Raw genomic sequence first — 26,850 nt, forward strand, 5'->3', positions numbered from 1 at the left:
GACACCATGGTATGCCTTCGCTCTCCACAGTTCTGGACAAGGACAATTTTCGCAATCTGGATCGCACTTGTGGCCGCTTCCCGCCACAGGTGACCACCGAGAGCCCAACAGAGGAGCCGCCACGGGACACCTATATTTATTATCCGGACGCGTTCGGCGTGTTCTTCGCGCACGGTTCGCGCTTTGGCGGCCACTCTCTGTTCCTCAAGGACGGCGCTGAACGATACCGAATTCGGCGTCGGGCAACTGGCCACGCTCTCGTCTACTACAACGGCAGCTACGGCCACTATACCTATTCCAGCAACCCGGGCTGCCAGGTGGTGGACACAGAGGACAGAAGTATCGCCTCAATCAACCACCAACTGAGCACCGGCGCAAACTATTGCCGAAGCAAAATGAAATAGGCGCTAACCTGTTCTTCGTTTCTTGTGGGTCATAATGGGAACGATTACATTGCTGTGAGTCTGGATCGGCGGTCGCAAGCCTGAGCCTTCGATACCGGTATGCAACGGGCCTAATGAGATGAAATGAAAAGTGGCCTGAGAATATATAAAAAATAAAAAAATATTATAAGAAGGTATCCGGCTGATCCTATCGGCCAGGCATATCCAATTCTATTTCCACACCTCACGCTGGTAGAGCGAAGCGTCGCCGGTATCCGCCGGTCGTCTCTGCGTTCCACTTCAAGTCGCCGGTAAACTCCGGGGGCTAAACAGTAGACGCGCCGCCGCAATACGGTGGCATCCGTTTACATTGCAACGGTGCAGGAAATAATAATGAAAAGTCCCATCCAGAAAATCTCATCATTATTGCTGCTCTTGTGCGCATGCTGTTCCACGTCAGCGGCGATCGCTGCGACCTGCGAGTACGTCGTGGTCAACGACTGGGGCTCCGGCGCACAGACGAGTATCCGAATCACCAACAACGGCACCAGCCCCATCAACGGCTGGGAAGTGAGTTGGGAGTACAGCGACGGCACCGTGGTGACCGATAGCTGGAATGCCGAAATCTCCGGCGACAACCCCTATACCGCGAACAGTATTTCCTGGAACGGCAATCTCCAGCCGGATCAGCTTGCCGAATTCGGCCTGCAGGTCAGCAACGGTGCCGGCAGTGCTTCGGTGCCGACTATAACCGGTTCCGTTTGTGAGGGAGGGAGCAGTTCCAGTTCAAGCTCGTCCAGCAGCGGTTCGGGCTCAAGTTCCAGTTCGTCGAGCTCCAGCTCTTCAAGTTCTTCCGGCAGCTCCAGCTCTTCCGGCAGCTCCGGCTCTTCCGGTAGTTCCAGTTCCTCCAGCGGCGGCCCCAGCGGGCCACCCCCGGCGGTGGAGTTGGAGCGGGCGTTCCCGAACCTGACCTTCAGCCAGCCGCTGGGCCTGATGCAGGCGCCGGGGGACGATTCCCGCTGGTACGTGCTGGAAAAAACCGGCACCGTCTATTGGATCGATGCCAACGACAACTCCACGGCCACCAAGAACACCTACCTGGATCTGTCTGGTCTGGTGGATACCGCGGTCGAGGGCGGTGTGCTGGGGATGGCCTTCCATCCGGACTACCAGAGCAATGGCCAGGTGTTCCTGTCGTTCACCACGCCGGCTTCGGAGCCGATGACCTCGGTGATCGCGCGCTTTACGGAAAGCGCGGGCGGTGCCAGCCTGAACGCCGGCTCGCGCCAGGATATCCTCACCCTGCCGCAGCCCTACGCCAACCACAACGGCGGTCACATCGCTTTCGGGCCCGACGGCTACCTGTATATCGGTTTCGGTGACGGCGGTTCCGCCAACGATCCAGAGGCCAACGGCCAGGACACCAGCAACTGGCACGGCGCCATGCTCAGGATCGATGTGGACAGCGGCTCTCCCTACGCTGTTCCCGCGGACAACCCTTTTGCGAACGGCGGCGGCCTGCCGGAGATCTACGCCTACGGCCTCAGAAACCCCTGGCGCTGGAGCTTTGACAAGGCCAGCGGCGATCTTTGGCTGGCGGATGTGGGCCAGTCCGGGTATGAGGAAATCAATGTGATCGAAAGCGGCGGCAACTACGGCTGGCGCTGTCGGGAGGGCTTTCACACCACCTCCAACAACTGCAACTCCAGCGGCCCTTACGACGATCCAGTGTTCGAATACGATCACGGGCAGGGGCAGTCGGTTACCGGTGGTTACGTCTATCGCGGCTCGCAGATCGCGGGCATGAACGGCGCCTATATTTTCGGCGACTACGTCAGTGGCAGGGTCTGGGCCTATACCGATGCCATGTACCAACTGGTGGATACGGATCTGGGGGTTTCATCATTCGGTGAATCCAACAGCGGTGAAATCTATCTGGTGGATATCATCGGTGGCACTCTGCACCGGATCATCGGGGATGGCGGCACCAGCTCAAGCAGCTCCAGCTCGGGCGGCTCCAGCAGCTCCAGTTCAAGCGGCTCCAGTTCAAGCGGTTCCAGCTCAAGCGGTTCCAGCTCAAGCGGTTCCAGCTCAAGCGGTTCTTCGTCCAGTGGCTCTTCGTCCAGTGGCGGTAGCGGTGGTGACGGCGTCTCCTGCGAAGTCACCTACGAGAATGTCTGGGATAGCGGTTACCAATTGGACGTCACCGTGAGCAACGCTGGCACCAGCGCGGTGAGCGGCTGGGAGATTGCGCTGCAGTTCAGCGAGGCGCCGCAGATCACGGGCTACTGGAATGTGGACCTGGCGGTTTCGGGCAACACCGCCAGCGCCCGCGACGTCGGCTGGAATGGTGATCTCTCCCCTGGAGACAGCGTCAAGTTCGGCTTCCAGGGCGACCATGACGGCAGCTTCGCTCCACCGGATTGCCACGGATCCGGCGGCTCGTCGAGCAGCAGTTCGAGCTCGTCCGGCGGCTCCAGCTCCTCGTCCGGCAGCTCCAGCTCTTCGTCAGGCGGCTCCAGTTCCTCGTCCAGCAGCTCCAGCGGCGGCACCGGCAATATGACCGGCGGCGAGATCTATGCGGCCTACTGCGCCCACTGTCACGGCTTCGCCGGCGACGGCGGTTCCATCGGCATTCCGCTGACCACGCCTCAGGACCTGGATTTCATGATCGGGTTTATCGAGGACACCATGCCCCAGGATCAACCACAGGTCTGCGGCGCGGACTGCGCGGACAAGGTGGGCAACTATATCGCCGATACCTTCTGGGAAGACCAGCAGCCGCTGAATTGCGAGATGGTCCGCTACGGCGCCCGCCAGTTGAAGATCCTGACCCGTGCCGAGTACCAGAACACGGTCGAGGATCTGCTGGGGGTGAATTTCGCCGCTGCCGAGAGCCTGGCTGAAGACAGCCAGGTGGGCTACTTCATCAACAACGCCCACGCCTCGATGGTGACCAGCACCTACGATCGCTACCTGACGGCGGCCGAGGAAATAGCGGCCTGGTCGGCGGCGCGCGACTTCTCGCCGGCGCTGAACTGCGGTTCCTTCAACCAGAGCTGCGTGGATCAGTTTATCGGCGACTTTGCGCCGAAACTCTTCCGGCGACCACTGGACACCCAGGAAGTGGCCACCTACTCGGAACTGGCCAATGGCACCTTTACCGAAGGTGATGTACAGGCGGGTATGCAGCTCGCGCTGATGACCATGCTGTCCTCACCGCAGTTCCTGTATCGCCACGAATTGGGTGAATCGAATCCGGCCAACAGTGCAATAGACATGGACGCCTTCGAGTTGACCTCCCACGAAATGGCCACCTGGCTGAGCTACTCGTTCGCCGGTTCCACCCCGGATGACATCGCCCTGCAGAAGGCGGCCAACGACCAGCTGCGCGACCCGGCGCAGATCACCCAGGAGGCGCAGCGGCTGCTGGATCTGGCCGAGGCCCGGGACACCATGGGTGACTTCGTCGGAAGCTGGCTGGGCACCGATAGCCTGGAAAAAGCGCCCAAGGATACGGCAGTGTGGCCGGGTTTCGAGAATGTGGCCCCGCATATGGAGCGGGAAATCCGCGAAGTCTTCGCCGAGGTGATGCTGAACGGCAACGAGTCTTTCGCCTCCCTCTATGACGCCAACTGGACCTTCGTCAATGGACCCCTGGCGCAGCACTACGGTATTGGCGGCGTTTCCGGCGACGACTTCCAGCAGGTCACCACCAGTGATCGCGGCGGCATCCTCACCAGCGGCGCCTTTATGGCGCGCTGGGCGGAGCTGGTTGAAACCTCGCCGATCCGGCGTTCGGTGCGCGTGCGCCGCCGCATGCTGTGCCAGGACCAGCCGGATCCGCCCGCCGGTATCACGGAAAGCCGCGCCGAGCGACTTGAGGAGTTGGCGGACCTGATCGCCGATCCGGCCACCACCAACCGCATAAAGTACGAAGCGCTCACTTCCGTGGCACCCTGTCTGAACTGTCACCAGGAGTGGATCAACCCCCTCGGCGGCGGCATGGAAGACTTCGATGCGGTGGGCAACCCTCGCAGCGTCGACCTTAACGGCAATCTGATAGACGCCAGCGGCGCGTTGTACGCACCGGATGTGTTGAGCAACCGCGGCGAGTCGATCGCGTTCGAGGGTTCGCGCGGCCTGGGCCAGCTACTGGCGACCCTGCCCAGTGCGCAGTCCTGCGTATCGCAGAATATGTTCCGCTTTATGCTCGGGGTGGGGCACGACAGCATCGACAACGCCAACCCGGAAGGGCGGGCGCTGGATCCGGTCGAGGAGGAGGGTTACGCCTGCACGGTGCAGGATATGACCGACACCCTGGTGCAGCAGAGCCCCCGGGCGATGCTCGAAAACATGAGCACTCTGGATGCGGTGCGTTACCGCAAAGAGTGGCAGCGCTGAGGCAGCCGGACCCAGCCGATCAGCCATATAAACAGAATAAGGGCGCAAGTTATGAAAAAGCCATACAAGAATGTGTTTGATAAAAGACGCAGGGATTTACTGAAAATCTTGGCCGCCGCGGGTATTGGCAAGGGACTGCTGCGGGCCTCGCCGCTGGTCGGGGGCATGATGGCCTCCCGCCTGGCCGAGGCGCAGACGGGCCCCAACAAATCGGTGGTGATCTACGTGCCCGACGGCGCCTTGCCTGAGCACTGGTATCCGAACGGCGACCTGACCAGTTTCGGGGCCATGTCCCAGCCCTACAGCACCGTCGCCAGCGAGTGCAACTTTCTCAGAAGCATGGGGCACCACCGCGGCGGCCACGGCGTCATGCCCACCATCATCAACAACAGTTGGGGCGGTGACAGTTTCGACGTGAACATGGGCAGAATCCTCGGCGAGAACCTGCCGTTCACCTATGTCAACCTGGGCGTGCACAGCAACGGCAACGGCGTTCTGACCAAGGACAACGGCTCGGATGTGCCGTTTGAGGACAATCCCTTCAACGCCTTCAACCGGTTGTTCGGGAATCTGCAGGCCGGCGGTGGCGGCGACCCCAAGCTGAACGCGGTGGACGCGCACTTGGAAGCGGTCAACGCCCTGAAAACAAAACTGGGCACTTACGAACAACAGCGCCTCGATTCTCATTTGACGGCGATCGAGGAAACCCAGCGGCGCCTGCAGGATCTGGGCGGTGGTGGCATGTCCTGCGCGGCCGCCAGCCCACCGGCCGAATTCCCGATTGAATTTTCCACCTTTCAACAACAGGCGGAATTACAGGCGGATATCATTGCCCTCGCGCTGGAGTGCAACTTCACCGCCTCCTGCTCCCTGGCGCTGGGCAACGACGGTGCCGAGTTCACTCTGCCCTACCTGGATTTCCAGAACACCTATCACTCATCCATCCATGGCGGCAACGGCGGCGATCCGACTTACCCTCACTACCGGGAGACGCGGGCCCACCTGAGCAGCCTGTCGGCCTCACTGATCGGCCGCTTGCGGGACCGCGGCATACTCGACAGCACCATCGTCTGCGAGGTCACCGATATGGGCAACGGCGACGCCCACAGCAACAGCGACATTCCGCTGATCATGGCCGGCGGCGGCGGCGCCATACAGCGCGGCGTATCCAATGCCGGCGGCGCTTCGTATACGCCGCTGCATCAGATACACACGGCGGCGGTAGCTTTGCAGGCCCACCAGCATCCGCTCTACCAGGGCTATCAGAGCGAGGTGATTCCGGGGGTTTTGACCTGAATATGTTCGGGGATAAAACTGCGAAGGTCATTGCGCTGGCTTTGGCGATCACCTGCCTGAACGGATGCTCGGAATCCGGGCGGGAATCCTCGCCACAGGCACGGCTCAACGATACCGGTATTACCTGGGGCGCCAATTATCCCAGGGGCGTCAATAGCGATTGCACCGCAATCATTGACTTCGAGCGATTGCCCGACGGGGAATCCGTGGCGGGTGATATCCTCAGTCAGCAGGACTGCAACCAGGGGCGGGACACCGCCACCGGCAAGAGCGCCGATGGCACGACCGGCTTCGCCTATCGCAAGATCGGCGCCGCGGGCGAACCGTTGCCTGCGGACGCGCAGAGTTGGCACTGTGTGCTGGACGAAATCTCCGGGCTGGCCTGGGAAGTCAAACAACCGGGCGACGGTGTCTACGGCAATCGCGGACGCCACGACGCCGACGATGTGTTCACCTGGTACAACCCGGACAAAAACGCCAACGGCGGCGCCATCGGCGACTGGAACAGCCGCTATGCGCAGTGCACTGGCTACATCGAAGGCCAGCCCGCCACCTACTGCAATATCGAGGAATTCGTCAGCCGCACCAACCGGCGGGGCCTGTGCGGCTTCAACGACTGGCGTGTACCGACCATGGATGAACTCTCCGGCCTGGTGAACTTCGGGCGCAGCGCCCCCGCCATCGACACCACTTATTTTCCCAACACCAAAGACGGTTTTTACTGGAGCCATTCGCCGGACGCCGGATTGCAACAGAGGGCCTGGGCGGTCAACTTTCAGTTCGGCTACTCCGCGCCCATGCCGCGGGACAACGGCCGCCATATCAGGCTGGTCAGGGATTGGGCGGGCGGGTCCGGGAAAAGCGAACCCAACCCGGCTTCGGTACCGCCGCTGTCGGCGGCCCCGGCCCCGGCGCCGGCCGCTCAGGGCTGCAACAGCGAACAGATCCCGGCCTCGGCACCCACCTCCCGCTATCGTCAACAGGACGACGGTTCTGTTGCCGACACCAAAACGGGCCTGATCTGGCGCGCCTGCCTGGAAGGGTCCGCGGGAGCGGCCTGCGACCGGGGCGAACCCCTGGCGCTCAACTGGGCCGAGGCTCTGACCTATGTGGCGGCACTCGACAGGAAGGGCGCCGCCACCGGCGACGGTGATTGGCGCCTGCCGAATATCCGCGAGCTGGGCAGCCTGCTCGAACTGCAGTGCGCGGGACCGGCGATCAACCGCGTGCTTTTCTCCAGCGCCGCCTCAATGGACGTCTGGTCCTCGTCGCCGGCCAATTTCCATACCCACTATTCCTGGTATGTGGATTTCGCCAGCGGCGCACTCACCTACGGCGAACGGGAAAAACCCAAAGCCATCCGCCTGGTGCGCGACGCCCGATAAAAAACCGCCCTGTCCGCAATGCAACAAGACACTAAAGGCCATCCAAGGGGGTGGCCTTTTCTTTTTGTAGGGAAGGTACCGGTGGTTCCCCGACCTGGAGAGTGCGGTGGGTTTGCAATATTCATAAGCATGCTTATAATTCGCGGCCTTGAGTACCCATCTCCTCGCGCCAACTTCTGAGTGCCCATGAATAATACCGATAGCGCGGCCCAGCTCGGTTTTGAGCTGCATACCGCCGCACGCCTGCTGAAACGTAATTTCGACCGTCGGGCCAAGTCCCACGGTCTTACTCGCGCCCGTTGGCAGGTGCTGTGGATCCTGAACAAGGAACAGGGCATGAAGCAGGCGGAACTGGCGGAGCGTATGGATGTGGCGCCGATCAGCCTGGCCCGCCAGATTGACCTGTTGCAGGCCGAGGGGTTGGTCGAGCGCCGCCAGGATCCGCAGGATCGGCGCTGCTATCGGATCTTTCTCACCGATGCGGCGGCGCCGGTGCTGGACACCCTGCACGGCCTCGCCATAGAGGCCCGCGCCCAGGCCCTGGCCGGTATTACCGCGGAGGAGCAGCGGCAACTGATGCATTTACTGAGCCGGGTACGTGAAAACCTGAGCCGAGAGGAGACTGTTGAGTGACTGAGGTTGTAAGTGAGGTTGTGAATAAATCCAGATCCCGCCGTTTGGCTTTAGGGCTCGGTATCGCCGTGGCCGGTGCGGTGGCGGCCTGGTGTATTTGGGGCGGCGGCGGTAGCGTGCACACAGACAACGCCTACGTGAAGGCCGACAAGCTCGCCCTCTCCCTGGAAGTGAGCGGCATCGTCGCCGAGGTGCCGATCAAGGCCAACCAGCACGTCAACAAGGGCGATCTGCTGGTGCAGCTGGATGACACCAGCTTCCGCCTCGCGGTGGCGGAGGCGGAAGCCCATCTGGCGCAGGTGAAAAACCAGGTGCACGCGCGCCAGGCGGATTACGCCGAGGCGGAAGCGGAGTTGCAACAGGCCCAGACCGATGCGGAGTTTTACCGCCGGCAGCTGGACCGCAATGAAAAGCTCGGCAAGGTGGCGCTGTCGGAAGCCCAGCTGGATGAATCCCGCCAGAAACTGGATCAGGCCAAAGCAAAAATCGCCATCAACTCGGAAAAGCTTGCCAGCCTGCGCGCGGAACTCGGCGGCAACTCGCAGGTGCCGCTGGAGCAGCAGGCGGATGTGATGGTGGCCCAGGCGCAGCTCGACAAGGCCCGCTATCAACTCTCCCGCACCCGTATTGTCGCGCCGGTTTCCGGCGTGGTCGCCAACGAGACCCCGCAGGTGGGCGAGCTGGCGGTGACCGGCATGTCTGTAGTGACACTGCTGAGCAGTGACGACATGTGGGTTGAGGCCAACCTGAAAGAAACCCAGTTGGAGCATGTGCAGGCGGGGCAGCAGGCGGAAATTACCGTGGACGCCTACCCCGGAGTGAAATTCCAGGCGCTGGTGGAAAGCCTGAGTGGCGCCGCCGGCAGTGAATTTGCACTGATTCCGGCGCAGAACGCCAGTGGCAACTGGGTGAAAGTAGTGCAGCGGGTACCGGTGCGCCTGCGCCTGTTGCCTGTGGACCATATTGCTGACAGCCAGGCCCCGGTACTGCGCGCTGGTATGAGTGCGGAAGTCGTCATCGACACTACCGAAGACAAGAAACTGGTCTCCGCCCGCGCTGCCAATGGCAGTGACAGCCGCGTCGTACTCTAAGCGGGCGCGGCGGTTATGAGTCACACGGCACAGCCAGCAGGCGCTCTGTCCGCGCCGGGCACGCAGAGCAGAGCGGGTGGCAGCGAGCTGCTGATCGCGCTCAGCGTGATGCTCGCCACCATCATCCAGGTGCTCGACACCACCATCGCCAACGTGGCCCTGCCGCATATGCAGGGCAGCCTCGGCGCCAGCAGCGACCAGATCACCTGGGTACTCACCTCCTATATCGTCGCCGCCGCGATCATGACCGCGCCGGTGGGATATCTCGCCCAGCGCTTCGGCCGCCGCCAACTGTTCCTGTGGTCGGTGGGAGGCTTCACCGTCACCTCCATGCTGTGCGGCCAGGCCGGCAGCCTGAATGAAATGATCCTGTGGCGGCTGCTGCAGGGCGTGTTCGGCGCCTCCCTGGTACCACTGTCCCAGGCCACCCTGCTCGATACCTTCCCGAAGGAAAAACACGCGTCCGCCATGGGTATCTGGGGCGTGGGCGTGATGATCGGCCCGATCCTCGGCCCGACCCTGGGTGGCTGGCTTACCGAGTACTATTCCTGGCGCTGGGTGTTCTACATCAACCTGCCGTTCGGCATCCTCTCGATGCTCGGCATTTATTTCTTCGTACCGGAAACCGAAACCCGCAAGCAGCGCTTCGACGCCTTCGGCTTCGCCATGCTCGCGCTGGCAGTGGGCGCCCTGCAGATGCTGCTCGACCGCGGCGAACAGGTAGAGTGGTTCGAAGCGCTGGAAATTCAGCTCTACGCCATCGCCGCCGCGCTGGGTTTGTATCTTTTTATCGTGCACTCGCGCACCACCAGCAACCCGTTCCTGTCACCGGGGCTGTTCCGCGACAAAAACTATGCGTCCGGCGTTGCGTTCATTTTCGTGGTCGGCATCACCCTGCTCGCCACCATGGCCCTGCTGCCGTCTTTCCTGCAGCAATGGAAAGGCTACCCGGTGGTCACCACCGGCCTGATCCTGATGCCACGGGGCATCGGCACCATGATCTCGATGATGCTGGTGAGCCGGTTGATGCAGCACTTCGACGCGCGCGCGTTGATCCTTTTGGGAATGGCACTGATCTCCCTGTCCCTGTGGCAGATGACCGGCTTCAATCTGCAGGTGAGCCAGCACGACCTGATCGTGAGCGGCGTGGTGCAGGGGCTCGGGCTCGGCCTCGTGTTCGTACCCATTTCCACCCTGGCCTACGCCACCCTCGAACCGCGCCTGCGCGGCGAAGCCACCGCGCTGTTCAGCCTCTCGCGCAACCTCGGCAGCAGTATCGGTGTGTCCATCGTCATGGCCGCACTCACGCGCAACCTGTGGATAAACCAGCAGCAGCTGGGCGAACGGGTGCAGATCCCGTCGGGCATGAGTATGCCCTCGGCCGACCAGATTGCTGCGTTACCGGCGGAAGTGATGAACACCATCACCCAGCAGGCGGCGGAGATCTCATATGTGAACGATTTCCAGATGCTGATGTGGATCAATATCGCGGCTATGCCGCTGGTGTTTTTGTTGTCGAATCCGGATCGGAAGGGGTAGGGTTTTTGGTTCGGTAGCGGGTGGCACGGTAGCGGGTGGCACGGTAGCGGGTGGGGTGGCAGCCTCTTGGTGGCCCTGTGCTCCACAACCTCATCGGCAATCGTTCCGCACAGGGCCACCAAGAGGCTTTCGCGTCGGGACCAAGTCCACAGAACTCAGAATTGAAGGGCTGGTGCAGGGAGGCGGGTTTTCGGAAGCGTCGGCGACATGGACGTCGCCGACGCAGCGTACAGGGATGTATTCACAGCGGTTCCGGAAACCCGCCTCCCTGTGCCAGACCGCCACGAAATTGAATTCAGTGCTTACTCAGTTTGCCGGATACCACGTCTGCGTGCGGTAGAAGAACCCGAGATAACCTCGCACCATCAGATTGCCGCCTTCCAGCCACATCTTGCAGTCGTACACCTTGCCCTTCGCCGGGTCGAGAATCTTCCCGCCCTCATACACATCGCCCTTTTTCACCATATCGGTAATCACATTCATACCGACAATTTTCTGGCCCTTCAGCGCCCCCGGGCAGGCATCGCACACCGTATCGTCCGGCTTCATCAACAGATCCACCACGCGGCCGTAGTATTTTCCGCCCTGCTCGTAAATCTCCACAATCGACTTCGGCTGGCCCGTCTCATCATCAATGGTCTTCCAGCGTCCCACCACATCGGCAAACGCCAGCTGGGTAGACAGCAAAAGAGAAGCGAAAACGGCAGCGACAGCAAGGAATAGCTTTTTCATAAAAGAGTCCATCACAGGTAAACAGGGTGTGACCATATCATTTTTTTAGGTCACTTCCTGCATCGGAAGATTCACTTTAGTGTAGATGCTGTAATTCCGCACACCGGGTAGGCAAGAAGGGACTGGCGCTGCGGGACACCGCGTTCTGTGGAATAATCCGCAGCTTTAACGCAAAACAAAATACCCGGCCCTGGGGATAGCGGTAGAATCCGGGGGCGCCGGCAGCGGACATACAACGGAACTATGCAGACCCCGAGACACGCACTCACCGTAGACAACGTCATTTTCGGCTTCGACGACGGCGAACTGAAAGTACTGATCGTCAAGCACGGCGAGGGCGAGAGCCGTGGCCGCTGGGGCCTGCCCGGAGACTGGTTGAAAGAAGGGGAAACCCTGGAACAGGCCGCCAGCCGCGTACTGCTGGACCGCACCGGGGTGCGGGATATTTTTCTCGAGCAGCTGCACGCCTTCAGCGAGGTGGAACGACACCCGGGGGAGCGTATCATCACCGTCGCCTTTTTCGCCCTGGTGCGCTCAGATGCCCATGTGCTTTCCGTGGGTAAATCCGAACTGGATGCGCGTTGGGTCAATGTGCGCGAAACCCCGGAACTGATTTTTGATCACGGCAGCATTCTCAGCAAAGCCCTGGCACGGCTCAAGCACAAAGTGCGCCACGAGCCCATTGGCTTCAATTTACTGCCGGAAAAATTCACGCTGTTTGAGCTGCAGCGGCTGTACGAAGCCGTGTTGGATATCACCCTCGACAAACCCAACTTCCGCCGCAAGATGATGAAGATGAACCTGCTTGTGTCTACGGATGAAAAACAGTCTGGCGTCAGTTACCGCGCCGCCAATCTGTACCGGTTTGACCTGAAGGTATACCGCGAACTCACTCAGCAGGGCTTTGTATTTGAGGTCTAGAGCCGACTACCGCTAAATAAAAAAAAGCCCGGGGTAAAGCACGCCGGGCGAAGGGTTTGTGAGAGAGACTACTCACCATTACAACTTCTGAAGATCCTGTGAGGATTTGCGTTTCCGGCCTACCGGTTAACGCTCGAGATACTCAAAGAAATCAAAATCCGCCGGGCAATTCGCCCCGGAAATATCCTGGCAGGCCATGCCCACGAAGGCGCCGGTAAAGCTCGCGCCCTCGCCGCGACCCGCCTCGTCGGAGACAATGCTGTAGTCCAGCGTCTCCCCGACTTGCTGCCATTTTTCCCCGTCCACTGACCACAAGAAATCCAGTTTCTCGTAGTTCACCTGTGCGCGCAGGTAAATTGGCGTACTCGCTGGCAGCGGCACTACTTTTTCTGAACCCGAGCCGTAATTTCCCAGCGGGAAGTGCAGGTCGGTTACCTCACCTTCGCTGTGACTCATTATGCCGAGATGCTTACCGTGCTCATCGTCGTGGGAGATATACAGATAGTGGAATTTCTGCCCATTGTAGTAACAGGTCAGCCCCGCCATCTGCTGGAAGGTTTGCGGCACAAACTCCACTTTAGTGGTGGCCGTGAAGCAGAATGCCTGCTGGCGGCGGGCGATCAGCGCTTGTTCAAAGCTGCTGCCGATGGATTGTTTACCGAACAGGCGCAGGAAACCGGGGCGGTCCTGCAGGCTGTAAAAGTTCTCCGGGTAGGGAGTGCGCAGCCACTGGTAGTGCATTGGCAGTTGTGCACTGTCGAATTCATCCAGCGCAGGATCTTGCGGCCACGGGTGCGGCGGCAGGTCCGGGGCGTCGACATTCGCCTGGGGCTGGTTGTTGCCGTGCGCCAGCCGCAGCCAGCCGTCTTCGCCCCACTCCGCGCGTTGAATTGCGGTTTCGCGTCCCAGTGGGCTGCGTTTGATTCCGGGCAGCGGGCGGGTGGCAAGATGCACCGCGAAAATCTCGCCCTGCGGGGTTTCCACGAAGTCTCCGTGACCGGAGCGCTGCAGCACCAGATCCGGGTTGTCTACCGAGGTCAGGAAATAGCCGTGTGGGTCCAGTTCGTAGGGCCCGTCGATATTCTTTGACCGTGCGAACGTCATACGGTGCTCGTAACCGGTTCCGCCCTCGGCGGTGAGCAGGTAGTAATAACCGTTGCGCTTGTAGATGTGCGGCGCTTCGGTCAGGCCCGCGTCGGTGCCGAGGAAAATATTGGTGATGGGGCCGACGAGTTTTTTCGCTGCCGGGTCATACTCCTGCAGCAGGATACCGCCGAACGCATTCTTGCCGGTGCGATGGTCCCACACCATATTGGTGAACCACTTGCGGCCGTCATCGTCGTGAAACAGGGATGGGTCGAAGCCGCTGCTGTTCACATACACCGGATCACTCCACTCGCCGTCAATGGTAGCGCAGGTGGTGATGTAGTTGTGTGCGTCCTTGAAACTGCCATTGAAGCGTTTTACATCCGTGTACACCAGGTAAAACAATCCGTCACACCAGGACAGGCAGGGCGCCCAGATACCGCAGGAATCCGGGTTGCCGCGCATATCCAGCAGCGCCTCGCGGTTGAGCGGGCGGCTGACCAGTCGCCAGTTCACCAGATCTTTGGAGTGGTGAATCTGTACCCCGGGGTACCACTCGAAGGTGGAAGTGGCGATGTAATAGTCGTCGCCCACCCGCACGATGGAGGGGTCCGGGTTGAAACCTTTTAAAATTGGATTGTTCATCACGTCCTTCGTCACATTCTTACGTCACATTCTGTTATCGCCATTTGCGGCGGAACATGGGATTAGTTGGAAACTGCGTTTGCAGTATCGGGAGAGTCGGCCGCGTTTTCAGCGCGCATGCCGGTTGCCATAAAAACATTGGTGAGCCGGTAATTGCGGAACAGCGCCATGGTGATCAAGGTGCAGACCACCGGGCCCGCGGCGTAGATCAGCACGATGCCGTCGAGGGTGCGCTCGCTCTGCTCGGCGTTCGGCACATAGTCGAAATAGCCCAGCAGCCAGCCAGCACTGGCACCGCCGAAGGCGAGGCCAAGCTTCAAGGCCATTAAATGTCCGGAGTAGGCCATGGCCATTTTTTTCGGGTGGCCTTTGCTGGCAAACCAGTCCACGGTGTCTGGCACCATGGAGAAGATCAGGGGAATAGCGATCATATGTACGAAGTTTGCGGCCATGGCGAGTGCCAGCGCCAGGTACACCTGATCCCTTCCCAGTGGCAGCAGGGCGGCATGAGTGACAATCACCCCGATCATTGCCCAGTTGAACAGGCGCGCCTTACAGAAGCGCTTGGTGAGAAAGTTGGTGCTTACCGCGCCGGCTACACCCGCGAGCATGGGCAGGGTGACGAACATGCTGACCAGGCTCTCTGACTGGAAGTAGTAGGTCACGTAGAAAGGCGTCACCGCACCCCGCATGGCGACGAGTACCAGCAGGAAAAAAGTCGCCGCAGCGATGATCGCCCACTGGCTGTTGCGGAACAGGTTGAAAAAATCCCCGGCGAAGTTCTTCGCGATATTGCCTTTCGAGTCGGCCACCGTGTCCGGCGCAACCCGCTCGCGGGTGCTCCAGAAGCAGATAAAAAAGCACAGCGCCGCAATCGCGGCCATGACCGCCATGGCCATCTGGTAACCAAAGGCCTTGTCGCCCTGGCCGAGCAGATTCACCAGCGGCAGTGTCAGTGCGGACACCAGCGCACCGCCCACCATGGCCATGGCAAAACGGTAGGACTGAATAGACGCGCGCTCGGTGGTGTCTTCGGTAATCACACCGCCCAGGGCGGAATAGGGAATATTGATGGCGGTATACACGGTCATCAACAGGGTATAGGTAATGTATGCATAAACCAGCTTGCCGTTCTCGCCGAGATCCGGGGTGGTAAATGCCAGTACGGCAAGGCCCGCATAGGGCAGTGCCATCAGCAGCAGATAGGGCCGGTAGCGTCCCCAACGGGAGCGGGTGCGGTCTGCCATGCCCCCTACCAGCGGATCGGTGATACCGTCGAATATCCGCACCACCAGCAGCAGCGTGCCCGCGGCAGCGGCGGAAATACCGAACACATCGGTGTAGAACACCAGCAGGAAATTGATCACCACCTGGAACACGATGTTGCTGGCGGTATCGCCCAGGCCGTAGCCGATTTTTTCGCGAATGCTGATACTGGATGTGCCCATGGCGGCTTCTCTCACTCGTTATTGTTTTTTATCGTTGTCTTTTCTGGTGCTTACGCTGGATTTCGTTGCTTAATCATAATAGTCTCGGTGACTATAACACAGCATCAGGAGCTGTCTAGCCTTTTGCGACCGCTGCTACACCGCTCCGTACAGACTAAAAAATAAACAAAAGAATAAAAAGGTGAAATAGAGGTAGGAAAATGAAAAAAACAACGATGATGAACCAGCAGCGGCGATTGTTCCTGCGCAGCGCCTTCACTGCCGCCGGTATAGGCCTGGTACTGGGCAGCGCGAGCCCCAAACGCCTGCTGGCGGAGGCACTTGCCGGCCAATCCGGGGCTTCAGCACCGGGGCTGGGTGCCCTGTTCGGCGGTGACTTCAAGGTAGGCACTGCGCTGTCCAACAACACCCTGCAGGCCCAAAACCCTGGTCTGGAAGCTCTGGTGGCGCGCGAGTTCAGCGCCATCACCGCGGAAAATGCGATGAAATGGGAAGAGGTGCACCCGCAAGCGGATGTTTGGGACTGGCAGCGTGCTGACCACTTCGTAGACTTCGGTCAGCGCCATCAGATGTACACCATCGGCCACACCCTGGTGTGGCACTCGCAGATGCCGGAATCGGTCTTCGTCGACGGCCACGGTCGGTTGCGCAAGCGCAGTGACATCGAGCAGACCATGGAGAGTCACATTGCCGCATTGGCAGGGCGTTACCGCGGCAAAATCCAGGCGTGGGATGTCGTCAACGAAGCGGTCACCGACGACGGCCAGTGGCGCAAGAGCCACTGGTACAACGCCCTTGGGGAGAACTACTTTTCCCGCGCCTTCCACCTCGCCCGCGAGGTCGACCCCAATGCAGAGCTGCTGTACAACGACTACAACATGACGATCCCGGCGAAACGGGATTTTGCCCTGGAGCAGATCGTAAAATTCCGCAAGCAGGGTATGCCGGTTCACGGTGTGGGTATGCAGGCGCACGTACATTTGAGTGAGCCCGCCATCGCCAAGATCGAAGCCAGTATTGAGGCCATTGCCGCTGCCGGTCTCGATGTGCATATCACCGAGCTGGATGTGGATGTGTTGCCCCAAGCCTACGACTACATGGGTGCGGAGATTTCCACCAACTTTGCCTACTCGGAAGAACTCAATCCTTTCCCCGAGCAGTTGCCGGAAAAAATCGTCGATGAACTGGCGGCGCGATATGAATCCCTGTTCAAACTTTTCCTGAAACATCGGGACAAGGTTCGTCGGGTTACTCTGTGGGGCACTACGGATGCGGAATCCTGGAAAAATGATTGGCCTGTGGTTGGGCGGACCAATTACCCGCTGATTTTTGATCGGGATGGCGAGCCGAAGAAGGCGTATTACGCTGTTGCGGGTTTGAAAGTTGCGGCTAAGTCCAGTTGAGTCAGGGCTTCGTAGTTACTGCGTGGCGGCGCCGCTACCGGGTGCTGCCTTGCCAGACACGCCGTGAACCCATCCCTGGGGGCTCTTCCGCGAGGTCCCTCTCGCGGAAGGTCTGGCAAGGCAGCACCCGGTATCGGCGCCTCGGCGGATAGTCCAGATTTCTACACAACCCGAAAAGAACTTTCGCTGTTGACTAACGAAGACTTGAACTTCAAATCGAAGGTGGAGTGCTGGGGATGCGTTTTTGAAAGCGTCGGAAACAGGGACGTTTCCGACGCAGCCTACAGGGATGTATGCATGGCGGTTTCAAAAACGCATCCCCAGTGCTCTACCGCCACCAAACGAAAATAAAACGGACCCCAAAATCAGGACGAACAACTGATGGGCAAATGTTTACCCAACTCAGTGGGAGCAGCCGCCCAAGATTCAAACCCGGGATGCTCATCAAACGGCGTCTGCAACAAATCAAAAAACGTCCGCAAAGGCTGAAAATCCCCGGCCTCAGCGGCTTCAATCACCCGCTGCGCCAGATAATTCCGCAATACAAACTTCGGATTCGTCCGCAACATATCCCGGCTGCGCTGCTCCGGGGAGCGGCTCTCCTTCTGCAGCCGTTGGTCATAGCGGGAAAGCCAGCTCGTCAAAGCCTCGTGCTGCGAAGGTGAAACAAGCTCCTCTAAAGCAGTAGCCGGACGCTCCCCGCAATAACGGCTCAGCGCGCGGAAAAACAGCGAGTAATCCACCCGCCCCGATTCCAGCAGCTCCATCAGATCCGCGCACAGCTGCTGATCGCCCTCATCCTCAAGGGCAAGCCCAAGCTTGCGCCGCATCAACCCCGAGTAAAACTCAATCAACAACGGCTGATACTGGCCGAGACAATCCTTCAATGTCTCCACATTCAATAGAGAAGAAAACGCATGGGCCAGCGCATTCAGGTTCCACAGCACCACCCCCGGCTGCGCATCAAACGCATAGCGGCCCGTGTGGTCCGAATGGTTGCAGATAAAACCCGGCTCATAATCGTCGAGGAAACCGTAGGGACCGAAATCAAATGAATCCCCGATGATCGACATATTGTCCGTATTCAAAACCCCATGGGCAAAGCCTACCGACTGCCAGCCCGCAACCAGCTCCGCACTGCGCTTCACTGTAAACCGCAACAGCGCCTCCGCCTGTTCCTGCACAGGCTTATCCACAAATTCTGGCAGAAACTGCGCACACACAAACTCCACCAAACGGTGCTGCGCCTCCAGCTGGCGGGTGTAGAACAGATACTCGAAATGCCCGAAGCGGATATGGGAGCGAGCCACGCGTATCAGCGCGGCACCGGTTTCCAGTTTCTCCCGCGCCACCGGCTCCTGACTTCCTACCATACACAGCGCGCGGGTGCTGCGGATGCCGAGTGCCGTCAGCGCTTCGCCGGCAAGATACTCGCGGATGGTTGAACGCAGCACCGCACGGCCGTCGCCAAACCGGGAGTAGGGCGTCTGGCCGGCACCCTTGAGATGCAGATCCCAGCGCTTGCCGTTGCGCTCAACTTCACCCAGTAACAGCGCGCGCCCGTCGCCAAGCTCGGGGTTGTAACTGCCAAACTGGTGACCGGTGTATTTCATTGAAAATGGCACGCTGCCCGGGAACAGTTTTGCACCGCTGCCAAGCAGCGCCCAGTCCGGGTTGGTAGCCTCGCGCGGGTCGATTCCGAGCAGTTCCATCACCGTTGGATTGACGTGGATGACGTGCGGGTTCTGCAGCGGAGTCGGGGGAAGTGACGTGCCGAACACCGGTCCGAGATCGGCGTAGTGGTGTTGCAGCTTCAATTGATCGAGTGACAGGAAATTGGAATCGCTCACGAGCCACCCAGTGTTAGTTTGATGTTTTTTTCCGCCCAGCATTCTACTTCGAGTTCCAGAAGATCTTCGATTGCCGGATTGTCGTACAGCCAGTCGGAGGGGATTTCCAGCCGATAGCCCGGGCCATCGGCCGACAGCGCGAGCCCGTCGATGGGGCGGTCCATATGATCCCGGTGCACGATGCAGGCGAGGCGCAGGCACAACAACAGGTCGTTGTTTGGATGAAAGCCGTAGTGCTCCTGCACCGCCTTGATATCACCGCGCTGGTTGCGCACCAGGTACGCCAGGTTTTCCTGCTCGCTGCGACTGAACCCCGCCATGTCCGCATGCTCGATCATAAAGGCGCCCAGCTTGCGGAAATTACTGTGGGAAAGCGCGAGACCGATCTCGTGCAGATCTGCCGCCCAGCGCAACATGCGGCGCTGGCTTGTCACCGAGTGCGGATTCAGCTGGCCGAAGAACTGCAGCGCAGTGTTGGCCACCCGCTTCGCCTGATTGCGGTCGATTTCTCCCTTCTCCATCAGGTTGGAAATGGTGTCCGCGCGACGGTCTCCGCCGTGCGCGCGGCCCGCGAGATCGTGGACGATACCCTCGCGGATGGCAAATGGCGAAACGTGCATGACTTCAATGTCCAGTTCGCGAAAGATACCGTGCAGAATCGCAAGGCCGGCGGCGAATACCGGGCGGCGCTGTGGTTCGAGGTGAGGCAGATCGATGGCAGCCACTGTTTTGCAGTTGGCCACCCGGTCCGCCAGCTTGTCCAGATCGCGGCGGTGAATCGGCAACAGCTCGCCGTCGTTCAGTACCCGCGCGACAGATTTGATGGTCCCGGAGGCGCCGATGACCAGGGCCTCGTCGGCCATGTGTCGCAGCTCCTGCAACTCCGCCTGGGCGGCGCGACGGGCGCGCGTGAAACTGTTGCGTTTCCCCAGGTCGATTTTGCCGCTGTCAAAAAAGCGACGGTTGAATGCCACGCACCCGACATTTACGCTCTGCAGTTGTCGAGGGCTTTCCACGCCGCGCACAAACTCCGTGGAGCCGCCGCCGATATCCACCACACAGCGCAGCCGCGGCGGACCTTCGGCGGCGGCCATAACGCCGGAATAGATCAGCCGCGCCTCCTCGATACCGGAAATGATCTCAATGGGGGCGCCCAGGATAGCCTCGGCGGCCTCGAGGAACCCATCCGCCTGGGTGCTGGCGATGCGCAGGGTATTGGTGCCCACGATGCGCACATTGTCGGCGGGTAGCCCCCGAATCACCGGCGCGAACCTTCTCAGTGCTTCCAGCGCGCGTTCCGCGACGTCCGGCGCCAGGTTGCGCTCGCTGTCGAGCCCCTCGGCGAGGCGCACCATGGCGCGGTCCGTGTGCAGGCGCACCATGCGCTGGTCGCGGAATTCTGCCAACAGCAGGTGAAAGCTGTTGGAGCCCAGATCCAGCGCTGCATAGCGCTCGTTGCCCGCGTCCGCGTTGTTATCCATTGTCATGTTTTTTCTTGTCAAATACCTGAAACAAAAATGTAGCAAACTGCGCAGCCATCACCTTGTCACTAGCGTGTCCATATAAACTTGAAAACGATAGAAGCCGCATTCCCAATTGGCGTCGAATCCCCGGCTGAGTCCGGGGCTGGCGAACGACTTGCAGAAGAAGCACCGGAAAGTATGGCAAAAGACATCCCCCTGTATCCCAAAGAGCTGAGCTGGCTCTCGTTCAATGCCCGGGTATTGCAGGAGGTCGAGGACGAGAGGGTGCCCATCATCGAGCGGGTGCGCTTTCTTGGCATCTTTTCCAACAATCTCGACGAATTCTACCGCGTTCGGGTGGCCGATGTACGGCGCCTGGCCACGTTTGCCAAAGGCGGTCGCCAGAAGGAGCGCTTTGGCGAGCTGCTGGGGAGTATCAACGAAAAGGTGCTGCGCCTGCAGGCCCGCTTCGGCAATGCCTACAGCAAGGTGCTGAAAGATTTGGGGCGGCACAATATCCATCTGATCAACGAGCGCCAGCTTACCGATAACCAGCGCGTGTACGTAGAGGAATTTTTCCACCGCGAAGTGTTGCCGGAACTTGAACCCTTTTTCATTGATGATCGTGAAACCATGCCGCTTCTCAACGAAGCGAGTATTTACTTTGGCATTTACCTGGAGCTGGAGGACGGCAGCCTGCGCTTTGCGGCGTTGGAAATTCCCACAGACATCCTGCCGCGGTTTATCGCGATTCCGCACCGGGAGAAAAAGCACGAAAAAGTCTACATTGTTCTCGACAACGTGATCCGCGCCTGTCTGGTGGATGTGTTCCGCTATGTAATGCCCATTAGCAAGGCGTCTGCCTACACCTTCAAAATCAGCCGCGACGCGGAACTGGAACTCGGCGAACACGTGACGCAGAACATCGTAGACCGGGTGGCGAAGTCACTGAAAAAACGCAAGCAGGCGGAACCGGTGCGGCTTGTGTACGATTCCACTATGTCCGAGGCGCTGCTGCAGCTGATCAAGAAAAAGCTCAAGATGGGCAGCTACGACAGCTTTACTCCCGGCGGTCGCTACCATAATTCGAAAGACTTCATGAGCTTCCCGGCAGACAGCCGCCAGCACACCTACCGCCGTATCACGCCGCTGCCCACCCTGCCGGACAGCGCCAATATCTTCGCCTGGCTGCGCGAGCGCGATCGCCTCTGCTATTACCCGTATCACGACTTCCGCGTAATCACCAAATTGCTTGCCTCCGCAGCCATTGACCCCAAGGTGCGGGAAATCCGCATCAACCTGTACCGGGTGGCGAAAAACTCGCGCGTGGTCGCCGCACTGGTCAACGCCGTGCGCAACCAGAAGCTGGTGACCGCGGTAGTGGAACTCCAGGCGCGCTTTGACGAGCAGGCCAACCTGCACTGGTCCAGTGAGCTGAGCGATGCCGGTGTGGAAGTGATCTATGGGGTGCCCGGTCTCAAAGTGCACTGCAAACTCATCTCCATCGTGCGTGAAGAAGACGGTCGCGACCGCTATTACAGCCACTTCGGTACCGGAAATTTCAACGAGAGTACCGCGCGTTTTTACTGCGATTTCAGCCTGCTCACCGGCGACAGCAAACTGGGCGAGGACGCTTACCGGGTATTCGACTTCATTAAGCAGTCTCACCGGCAGCCGGACTACCACCACATCTGGGTTTCCCCTCACTCCAGCAGACCAAACCTGCTCGCGGCCATAGATCGCGAGATTTCCGCAGCGGTGGCCGGCAAGCCGGCGGACATCTTCATCAAGTGCAACAATCTGGTGGACTCGGAGGTGATTGAGCGTCTGTATCGCGCGGGAGCCGCCGGTGTGCGTGTGCGGATTATCGTGCGCAGCATGTGCGCACTGATGTGCCAGACCCAGGGCGTCTCCGACAACATCGAAGTGATCAGCCTGGTGGACAAGTTTCTTGAGCATGCCCGGGTATATGCGTTCCACAACGCGGGGGAACCCAGGGTGTACCTGTCCTCCGCTGATCTGATGACGAGAAACCTGGATCACCGGGTGGAGGTGACCTTCCCGCTGCTGTCGGCGGAGCACCGCAAGACCGTGTTGGATATTCTCGAGCTGCAGTGGCAGGACAACCAGAAAGCGCGGCTGATGGACGCGGACCAGAGCAACAGCCTGATTGCCAATCGCCATAGCAAACGCAACGTGCGCTCACAGGATGCAATTTATCGGTATTTAAAAAAGCGGGAGGTTTGATCGGAGAAGAACCTGCGGCGAGCCACAAGCAACACCTTTATGGAACGCTATATTTTGCGTGCTAGTTCCTACTGAAACCCACCAGCTTCCCGTTCTCAAACGAAAAGCGGTAGCGCTCGCCAACCTTCAGCCGCTCCTTGCAGCGGGATTCAATGGTGATGCGAGGGAACTGGGGGGTGACCACCCAGGTGGTAAAATCGCCCTCCGCTCCACGTTTGATCAACCAGTAATGATCGCCGTGCTGACAGGTTCCACGCGCCTTGCAATTGTCATAACCCCACACAAACGCGCGCACATCGTATTTGCTGGGCAGGTTCGCGGCGGGTTGGAAAGGGTGCTTGGGGTCGTTGGTGAAAGTGTAGAGATCGTCAAATTTCAGCAGCTTGAAATTTTTGGCGCGCACGTCGCAACCAACGGCATGCAGCGCTACCCCTGCCGCAGTTTCAGGGGGGTTGGAATTGTGGTTCTTGGGTTTGCCCTCCATCTCACTGGGCAGATAACCGCAACCGCTCAGAGCCAGACTCCATAGCGCCAGCGTCACACACAACCCGCCACAGGCGAAATACCGCACGTGCAACCTCCATCGGAACCAAACCGCTTTTCTAACTATAGCCACTGTTGCGCTCCCGACTGCGGGCAGCGGGGCTTACAGCGCAATGCTGTCGCCTCTTAGATCGCTGGTGGTCTTTCCGCTCCAGTTTTTTACCGCCCGGCGCAGGCTTGAGGCGCAGGAAAAGCCGGTGTAGCGTGCAATTTCTTCCACCGCCAGGCAGGAATTGCGCAGATGGTGCAGTGCGATTTCCATGCGGATCTCGTGCAGCAGACCGCGAAAGGTGACGCCATCGGCCGCCAGCCGGCGTGAGAGGCCGCGCGGCGAAACCTGCAGCTGCTCGGCAACCTGCTGTAGCTCCAGCCGCGGGTTGAAGTGTGAGCGCATGTGCCAGCGTACCCGCTCGGTGAAACTGAAATGCTCCGCAAAGCGGTCCAGCTCCTGCTCGCACTCTCGCTGCAGGCGCTCATAGGTGCGCCGGCGCATGGGGCGGAACGGTGTGAACACCAGGTCGATACTGCCGGAAATGGTGGAAGTGTTGCCATCGAACTCAAGGGACTGGCAGGGAAGCCTGTCGTAAAACTCGCGATCGGCCGGGCGCGGCTGGTCCAGGCGCACGTGGATTTCCGGGTCTTCCACCGACTTGTTCCCGCACTCGTCCCAGATGCGCAAGGTAGTGGCGAGGCGGAACTGGCGCAGGAAATCCCGCAATACCGGATCGGCATCCTGCGATGTGGAATAGTTGAGAGGTTCCACCACCCGGTTGCCGCGGTCGAGATAACTGTTGGAGCGCGCGGCGTGCAGCGCGTAAAAAGGCTGTACCGTCACCATGTAGCGGCGGAAGGATTCGGCAATATCCTTGAGGCTCGGACTGCACTCGATCATGAATCCCATCGGACCCCAGAAACTCCAATGAAACCTGAGACCGACGATCAATCCGAGTTGGGGGTGAGCGCATTGTCGCACGCCATTTTGCAGCAGTACCCGCCATTGGCTGTAGCTGATGCGGGCCTCCTGCAGATCGAACAGGGCGGGTGTGATGCCGGTGCCCTGGAGCAGGGTGCTCTCGCTGGCGCCGAGTTCGCGGAAGACCTCGATGAATCCGAGCGGATGGCGGTGCAATGGAATAAGGCGTGTGTCGTAATCCATAACGGCTCCCAGAATTATTATTATTGCCGGGAAAAATAGTGCGTTATCACGCGCGCTGATGGCGCGCGATAACCACCTGTGTCGCTATTTGTACTGATTCCCCGACGCGCCTACAAGCCGGTAGATGTATTTAGTGTGACGTACGTTTGATCGGCAGGCGGCGGAAGCGCACCTTGCGACGGTAGGGGAAGGTGCTTTCCACGCGACCAGCGCGGATGCGCTCTTGTAGCCGTTGCCAGTAACGGTAGTCGTAGAGGTCGCTGTGCTGGTCTTCAAACGCCTTGCGCGCAATGGGGTTGCCGGAAAAAAACAGGCGGAATTCCTCCGGGAACACATCCGCTTCGGCCACCGTGTACCAGGGGCGGTCCGCCAGTTCCTGCTCCTCGTTTTGCGGCTCGGGAAGCTTGCGGAAATTGCACTCGGTAAGTGGGCAGAGTTCGTCGTAATCGTAAAACACCACGCGTCCGTGGCGGGTCACGCCGAAGTTTTTTAGCAGCATATCTCCGGGGAAAATATTGGCTGCCGCCAATTGTTTGATGGCGTTGCCGTACTCCTCCATTGCCTCGATTGTCTGCTGGTCGTCCGCTTTATCGAGGTACAAGTTGAGTGGTTCCATGCGCCGTTCTACATACAGGTGCCGGATGATCACCCATTTATCGTCCAGGTGCAGCTTACTCGGCGCCAGCTTTTGCAGCTCTGCAAGCAGTTCATCGCTGAAACGGTTGCGATAAAAAATAAAGTTGGTGTATTCCTGGGTGTCCGCCATGCGCCCCACCCGGTCGGCGCGGGATACGAATTTATATTTTTCCTTGACGATTTCCTCGGTGACGGTTTTCGGTGCGTCGAAGCGGTCCTTGATTACCTTGAACACCACCGGATAGGACGGAAGCGTAAACACGCTCATAACCATCCCCTTGATGCCGGGAGCAATCACAAACTTGTCATTGCTCACTTTCATGTGCGCGAGGATATGGCGATAGAACTCGGTCTTGCCGTGCTTGTGGAAGCCGATGGAGTTGTACAGCTCGGACTTTTCCTTGAGTGGCATGATGGTGGAGAGGAAGCGCACAAAGCGCGAAGGAATTGGCGCGTCCACCATGAAATAGGAACGGGTGAAACTGAAGATGATACTGGCGGAGTCGTTGTTATAAATAAGGGTGTCAACAAACACCTGGCCGCGGCCGTTGTTCAGGCAGGGCATAATCAGCGGGATCACTTCGCCGGCAAACATCAGGCGTCCCACCAGATAGGCCGCTTTGTTGCGGTAGAACACGGATTCCAGCATGTCCACCCGTAGCCGCTGCTCGTCCTCCTCCGTTTCCAGTTTTCCCGCCAGTGGACCTGTACGCAGGGCGTCGCAGATATGGTCGAGGTCGCGCTGCAGGTCTTCCCAGGGAATGGAAAAACCGTAATCGGCGAGGATGTCCTCGATCATCGCGCGCATTCCGTCGCGGCCGCTGTAGCTGATGTAGATACTGTAATCCCGCAGCGGTTTTTCATCCGGGGCGCGGGAGGACTTGACGAAGATATGGCTGTCGTGGATATGCGCGTGTTGAAACTGGCTGCAGAATACCGAGTTGAAAAACGTCTCGGCGATTTCGTAATTGTTGTTGTTGGCGATCAGCTGCGCGTACGTTTCCTTGGCCTGGCCCCACAGCTCCAGTTGTGTGGTGTCTTTGCTGGTTACCGAGTGCACCAGTTTTAGCACCTGGTTCACTTTTACCTTGTACAGGTCTATGCGTTCCTTGTTGGCCTCGTGCACACCGGGCCAGGCGGCGGTTTCAAAACGCGCCTTGGCGCCCAGGGTAATATTCTGGAAATCCGCGAAGTAGGCATCAAAGCCATTGAGAATGGTTTTGGCAATGCGCCGCGCTGTCGGGGAATGATTTGTCATGCACTAGACTCAATTAGATCGGCTTTCATACTATACAAGGGATGTTAGCACGGGCACTTGGGGTCTCACTTGAACGATTGGATCAGCAGCTTTGTCTTTTTCTTTGCGGTAATTGACCCGGTGGGTACCCTGCCGGTGTTTATTGCCGTGACCAGTCGCCACGAGGAGTGGCAGCGGCGCAAGATTGCCATCCTCGCGGTGGCGGTGGCCACGGGCATCCTGCTGTTCTTCCTGTTTGCGGGCCAGTTCCTGCTGGAAGTGATTGGCGTGCCGCTCTCTGCCTTCCAGGTAGCGGGGGGAATCGTGCTGTTCCTGTTTGCGTTGACCATGATTTTTGGCGAGGGCAAGCCAGAGCAGGAGGTGGGCATCGTGCGCAGCGGGCATGAAACCGCGATCTTCCCCCTGGCGATCCCATCCATCGCTTCCCCCGGCGCCATGATGGCGGCGGTGGTGCTGACGGATTACCATCGTTTCGATCCTATCCATCAACTCGATACGGCTAGTGCGATGCTGGCGGTATTGGGGATTGTCCTTATCCTGCTACTTGCCTGCAATTGGATTTATCGCTGGATTGGCGATGCCGGTGCCAGTATCGTGAGCCGGGTCATGGGGCTGATTCTCGCATCGGTGGCCACCACCAATGTGCTGTTAGGCATCCAGCAGTTTTTCATTGTGTGATTCGAACCCAGCGGTAACACTGCTTCGAGTCTGTTAATCAAGCGGCATTGCGA

At 59.4% G+C, this 26,850-nt stretch carries 18 protein-coding genes and 2 pseudogenes; 12 read left to right on the forward strand and 8 right to left on the reverse strand.

The features are described from left to right. Nucleotides 1-11: 11 nt before the first annotated feature. The 8 genes and pseudogenes from GNX18_RS17735 to GNX18_RS17765 all read left to right on the forward strand — a co-directional run bounded on the left by GNX18_RS17735 (nucleotide 12) and on the right by GNX18_RS17765 (nucleotide 10,731). Nucleotides 12-404 (forward strand): hypothetical protein, encoded by a 393-nt coding sequence (locus GNX18_RS17735; protein ID WP_166214657.1) that lies wholly within the window; start codon nucleotides 12-14, stop codon nucleotides 402-404. 372 nt (nucleotides 405-776) lie between these two features. Next, a pseudogene (locus GNX18_RS19895) lies at nucleotides 777-1,136 on the forward strand (cellulose binding domain-containing protein); the annotation flags it as partial. Nucleotides 1,137-1,373: 237 nt separating this feature from the next. Further along, nucleotides 1,374-4,787 (forward strand): annotated as a pseudogene (locus GNX18_RS17740) (PQQ-dependent sugar dehydrogenase); the annotation flags it as partial. Nucleotides 4,788-4,838: 51 nt separating this feature from the next. Continuing rightward, on the forward strand, nucleotides 4,839-6,083 hold the full coding sequence (locus GNX18_RS17745; protein ID WP_205828001.1) for a DUF1552 domain-containing protein: 1,245 nt from the start codon (nucleotides 4,839-4,841) through the stop codon (nucleotides 6,081-6,083). A 2-nt stretch (nucleotides 6,084-6,085) separates the two neighbouring features. Then, nucleotides 6,086-7,468, forward strand: coding sequence for a DUF1566 domain-containing protein (locus tag GNX18_RS17750; protein WP_166219874.1), 1,383 nt, complete (start codon nucleotides 6,086-6,088; stop codon nucleotides 7,466-7,468). A 186-nt stretch (nucleotides 7,469-7,654) separates the two neighbouring features. Beyond that, nucleotides 7,655-8,101, forward strand: a complete 447-nt coding sequence (locus GNX18_RS17755) for a MarR family winged helix-turn-helix transcriptional regulator (protein WP_166219875.1) — start codon at nucleotides 7,655-7,657, stop codon at nucleotides 8,099-8,101. Then, complete coding sequence (locus GNX18_RS17760) at nucleotides 8,098-9,192, forward strand: HlyD family secretion protein (RefSeq protein WP_166219877.1); 1,095 nt, start codon at nucleotides 8,098-8,100, stop codon at nucleotides 9,190-9,192. Before GNX18_RS17755 ends, GNX18_RS17760 begins: the two co-directional genes overlap by 4 nt. Nucleotides 9,193-9,207: 15 nt before the next feature. Beyond that, nucleotides 9,208-10,731, forward strand: coding sequence for a DHA2 family efflux MFS transporter permease subunit (locus GNX18_RS17765; protein WP_166219879.1), 1,524 nt, complete (start codon nucleotides 9,208-9,210; stop codon nucleotides 10,729-10,731). Between the two features lie 306 nt (nucleotides 10,732-11,037). On the opposite strand, the gene GNX18_RS17770 is transcribed toward GNX18_RS17765, so the two are convergent. Next, nucleotides 11,038-11,463, reverse strand: a complete 426-nt coding sequence (locus GNX18_RS17770; protein WP_166219881.1) for a DUF2147 domain-containing protein — start codon at nucleotides 11,461-11,463, stop codon at nucleotides 11,038-11,040. Nucleotides 11,464-11,706: 243 nt separating this feature from the next. On the opposite strand from GNX18_RS17770, the gene GNX18_RS17775 reads away from it, so the two are divergent. After that, nucleotides 11,707-12,384, forward strand: coding sequence for an NUDIX domain-containing protein (locus GNX18_RS17775; protein ID WP_138236974.1), 678 nt, complete (start codon nucleotides 11,707-11,709; stop codon nucleotides 12,382-12,384). 126 nt (nucleotides 12,385-12,510) lie between these two features. Here GNX18_RS17775 and GNX18_RS17780 read toward each other — a convergent pair whose 3' ends face one another. Both GNX18_RS17780 and GNX18_RS17785 read right to left on the reverse strand, forming a co-directional pair. Beyond that, entirely contained in the window at nucleotides 12,511-14,115 is a 1,605-nt protein-coding gene (locus tag GNX18_RS17780) for a glycoside hydrolase family 43 protein (protein ID WP_166219883.1), read from the reverse strand. Between the two features lie 62 nt (nucleotides 14,116-14,177). After that, nucleotides 14,178-15,563: a glycoside-pentoside-hexuronide (GPH):cation symporter gene (locus GNX18_RS17785; protein ID WP_166219885.1), complete on the reverse strand. Its 1,386-nt coding sequence runs from the start codon at nucleotides 15,561-15,563 to the stop codon at nucleotides 14,178-14,180. Nucleotides 15,564-15,763: 200 nt separating this feature from the next. On the opposite strand from GNX18_RS17785, the gene GNX18_RS17790 reads away from it, so the two are divergent. Continuing rightward, nucleotides 15,764-16,966, forward strand: a complete 1,203-nt coding sequence (locus GNX18_RS17790; protein WP_205828002.1) for an endo-1,4-beta-xylanase — start codon at nucleotides 15,764-15,766, stop codon at nucleotides 16,964-16,966. Nucleotides 16,967-17,331: 365 nt separating this feature from the next. Here GNX18_RS17790 and GNX18_RS17795 read toward each other — a convergent pair whose 3' ends face one another. Next, on the reverse strand, nucleotides 17,332-18,816 hold the full coding sequence (locus GNX18_RS17795; protein ID WP_240914080.1) for a YdiU family protein: 1,485 nt from the start codon (nucleotides 18,814-18,816) through the stop codon (nucleotides 17,332-17,334). Beyond that, nucleotides 18,813-20,303 (reverse strand): Ppx/GppA family phosphatase, encoded by a 1,491-nt coding sequence (locus GNX18_RS17800; RefSeq protein ID WP_240914081.1) that lies wholly within the window; start codon nucleotides 20,301-20,303, stop codon nucleotides 18,813-18,815. The genes GNX18_RS17795 and GNX18_RS17800 overlap by 4 nt, the downstream gene beginning before the upstream one ends. A gap of 174 nt (nucleotides 20,304-20,477) precedes the next feature. Between GNX18_RS17800 and ppk1 the strand changes: the two genes are divergently transcribed. Continuing rightward, nucleotides 20,478-22,526 (forward strand): polyphosphate kinase 1, encoded by a 2,049-nt coding sequence (ppk1, locus tag GNX18_RS17805; protein WP_166219888.1) that lies wholly within the window; start codon nucleotides 20,478-20,480, stop codon nucleotides 22,524-22,526. A gap of 61 nt (nucleotides 22,527-22,587) precedes the next feature. Here the strand turns inward: ppk1 and GNX18_RS17810 are convergent, their stop codons facing one another. The 3 genes from GNX18_RS17810 to aceK all read right to left on the reverse strand — a co-directional run bounded on the left by GNX18_RS17810 (nucleotide 22,588) and on the right by aceK (nucleotide 26,119). Further along, nucleotides 22,588-23,097, reverse strand: coding sequence for a hypothetical protein (locus GNX18_RS17810; protein WP_166219890.1), 510 nt, complete (start codon nucleotides 23,095-23,097; stop codon nucleotides 22,588-22,590). Nucleotides 23,098-23,172: 75 nt separating this feature from the next. Continuing rightward, nucleotides 23,173-24,225 (reverse strand): AraC family transcriptional regulator, encoded by a 1,053-nt coding sequence (locus GNX18_RS17815; RefSeq protein WP_166219892.1) that lies wholly within the window; start codon nucleotides 24,223-24,225, stop codon nucleotides 23,173-23,175. A gap of 130 nt (nucleotides 24,226-24,355) precedes the next feature. Continuing rightward, nucleotides 24,356-26,119, reverse strand: coding sequence for a bifunctional isocitrate dehydrogenase kinase/phosphatase (gene aceK / locus GNX18_RS17820; RefSeq protein ID WP_166219893.1), 1,764 nt, complete (start codon nucleotides 26,117-26,119; stop codon nucleotides 24,356-24,358). A gap of 69 nt (nucleotides 26,120-26,188) precedes the next feature. Here aceK and GNX18_RS17825 point away from each other — a divergent pair, with 69 nt between their 5' ends. Beyond that, the gene (locus tag GNX18_RS17825; RefSeq protein WP_166219895.1) at nucleotides 26,189-26,797 is read left to right on the forward strand and encodes a MarC family protein; all 609 of its coding nucleotides are present in this window, start codon (nucleotides 26,189-26,191) and stop codon (nucleotides 26,795-26,797) included. Nucleotides 26,798-26,850 lie beyond the last annotated feature (53 nt).

It is taken from the genome of Microbulbifer sp. SH-1 (assembly GCF_011326135.1).
In the GTDB taxonomy this organism is placed as follows: Bacteria; Pseudomonadota; Gammaproteobacteria; order Pseudomonadales; family Cellvibrionaceae; genus Microbulbifer; species Microbulbifer harenosus.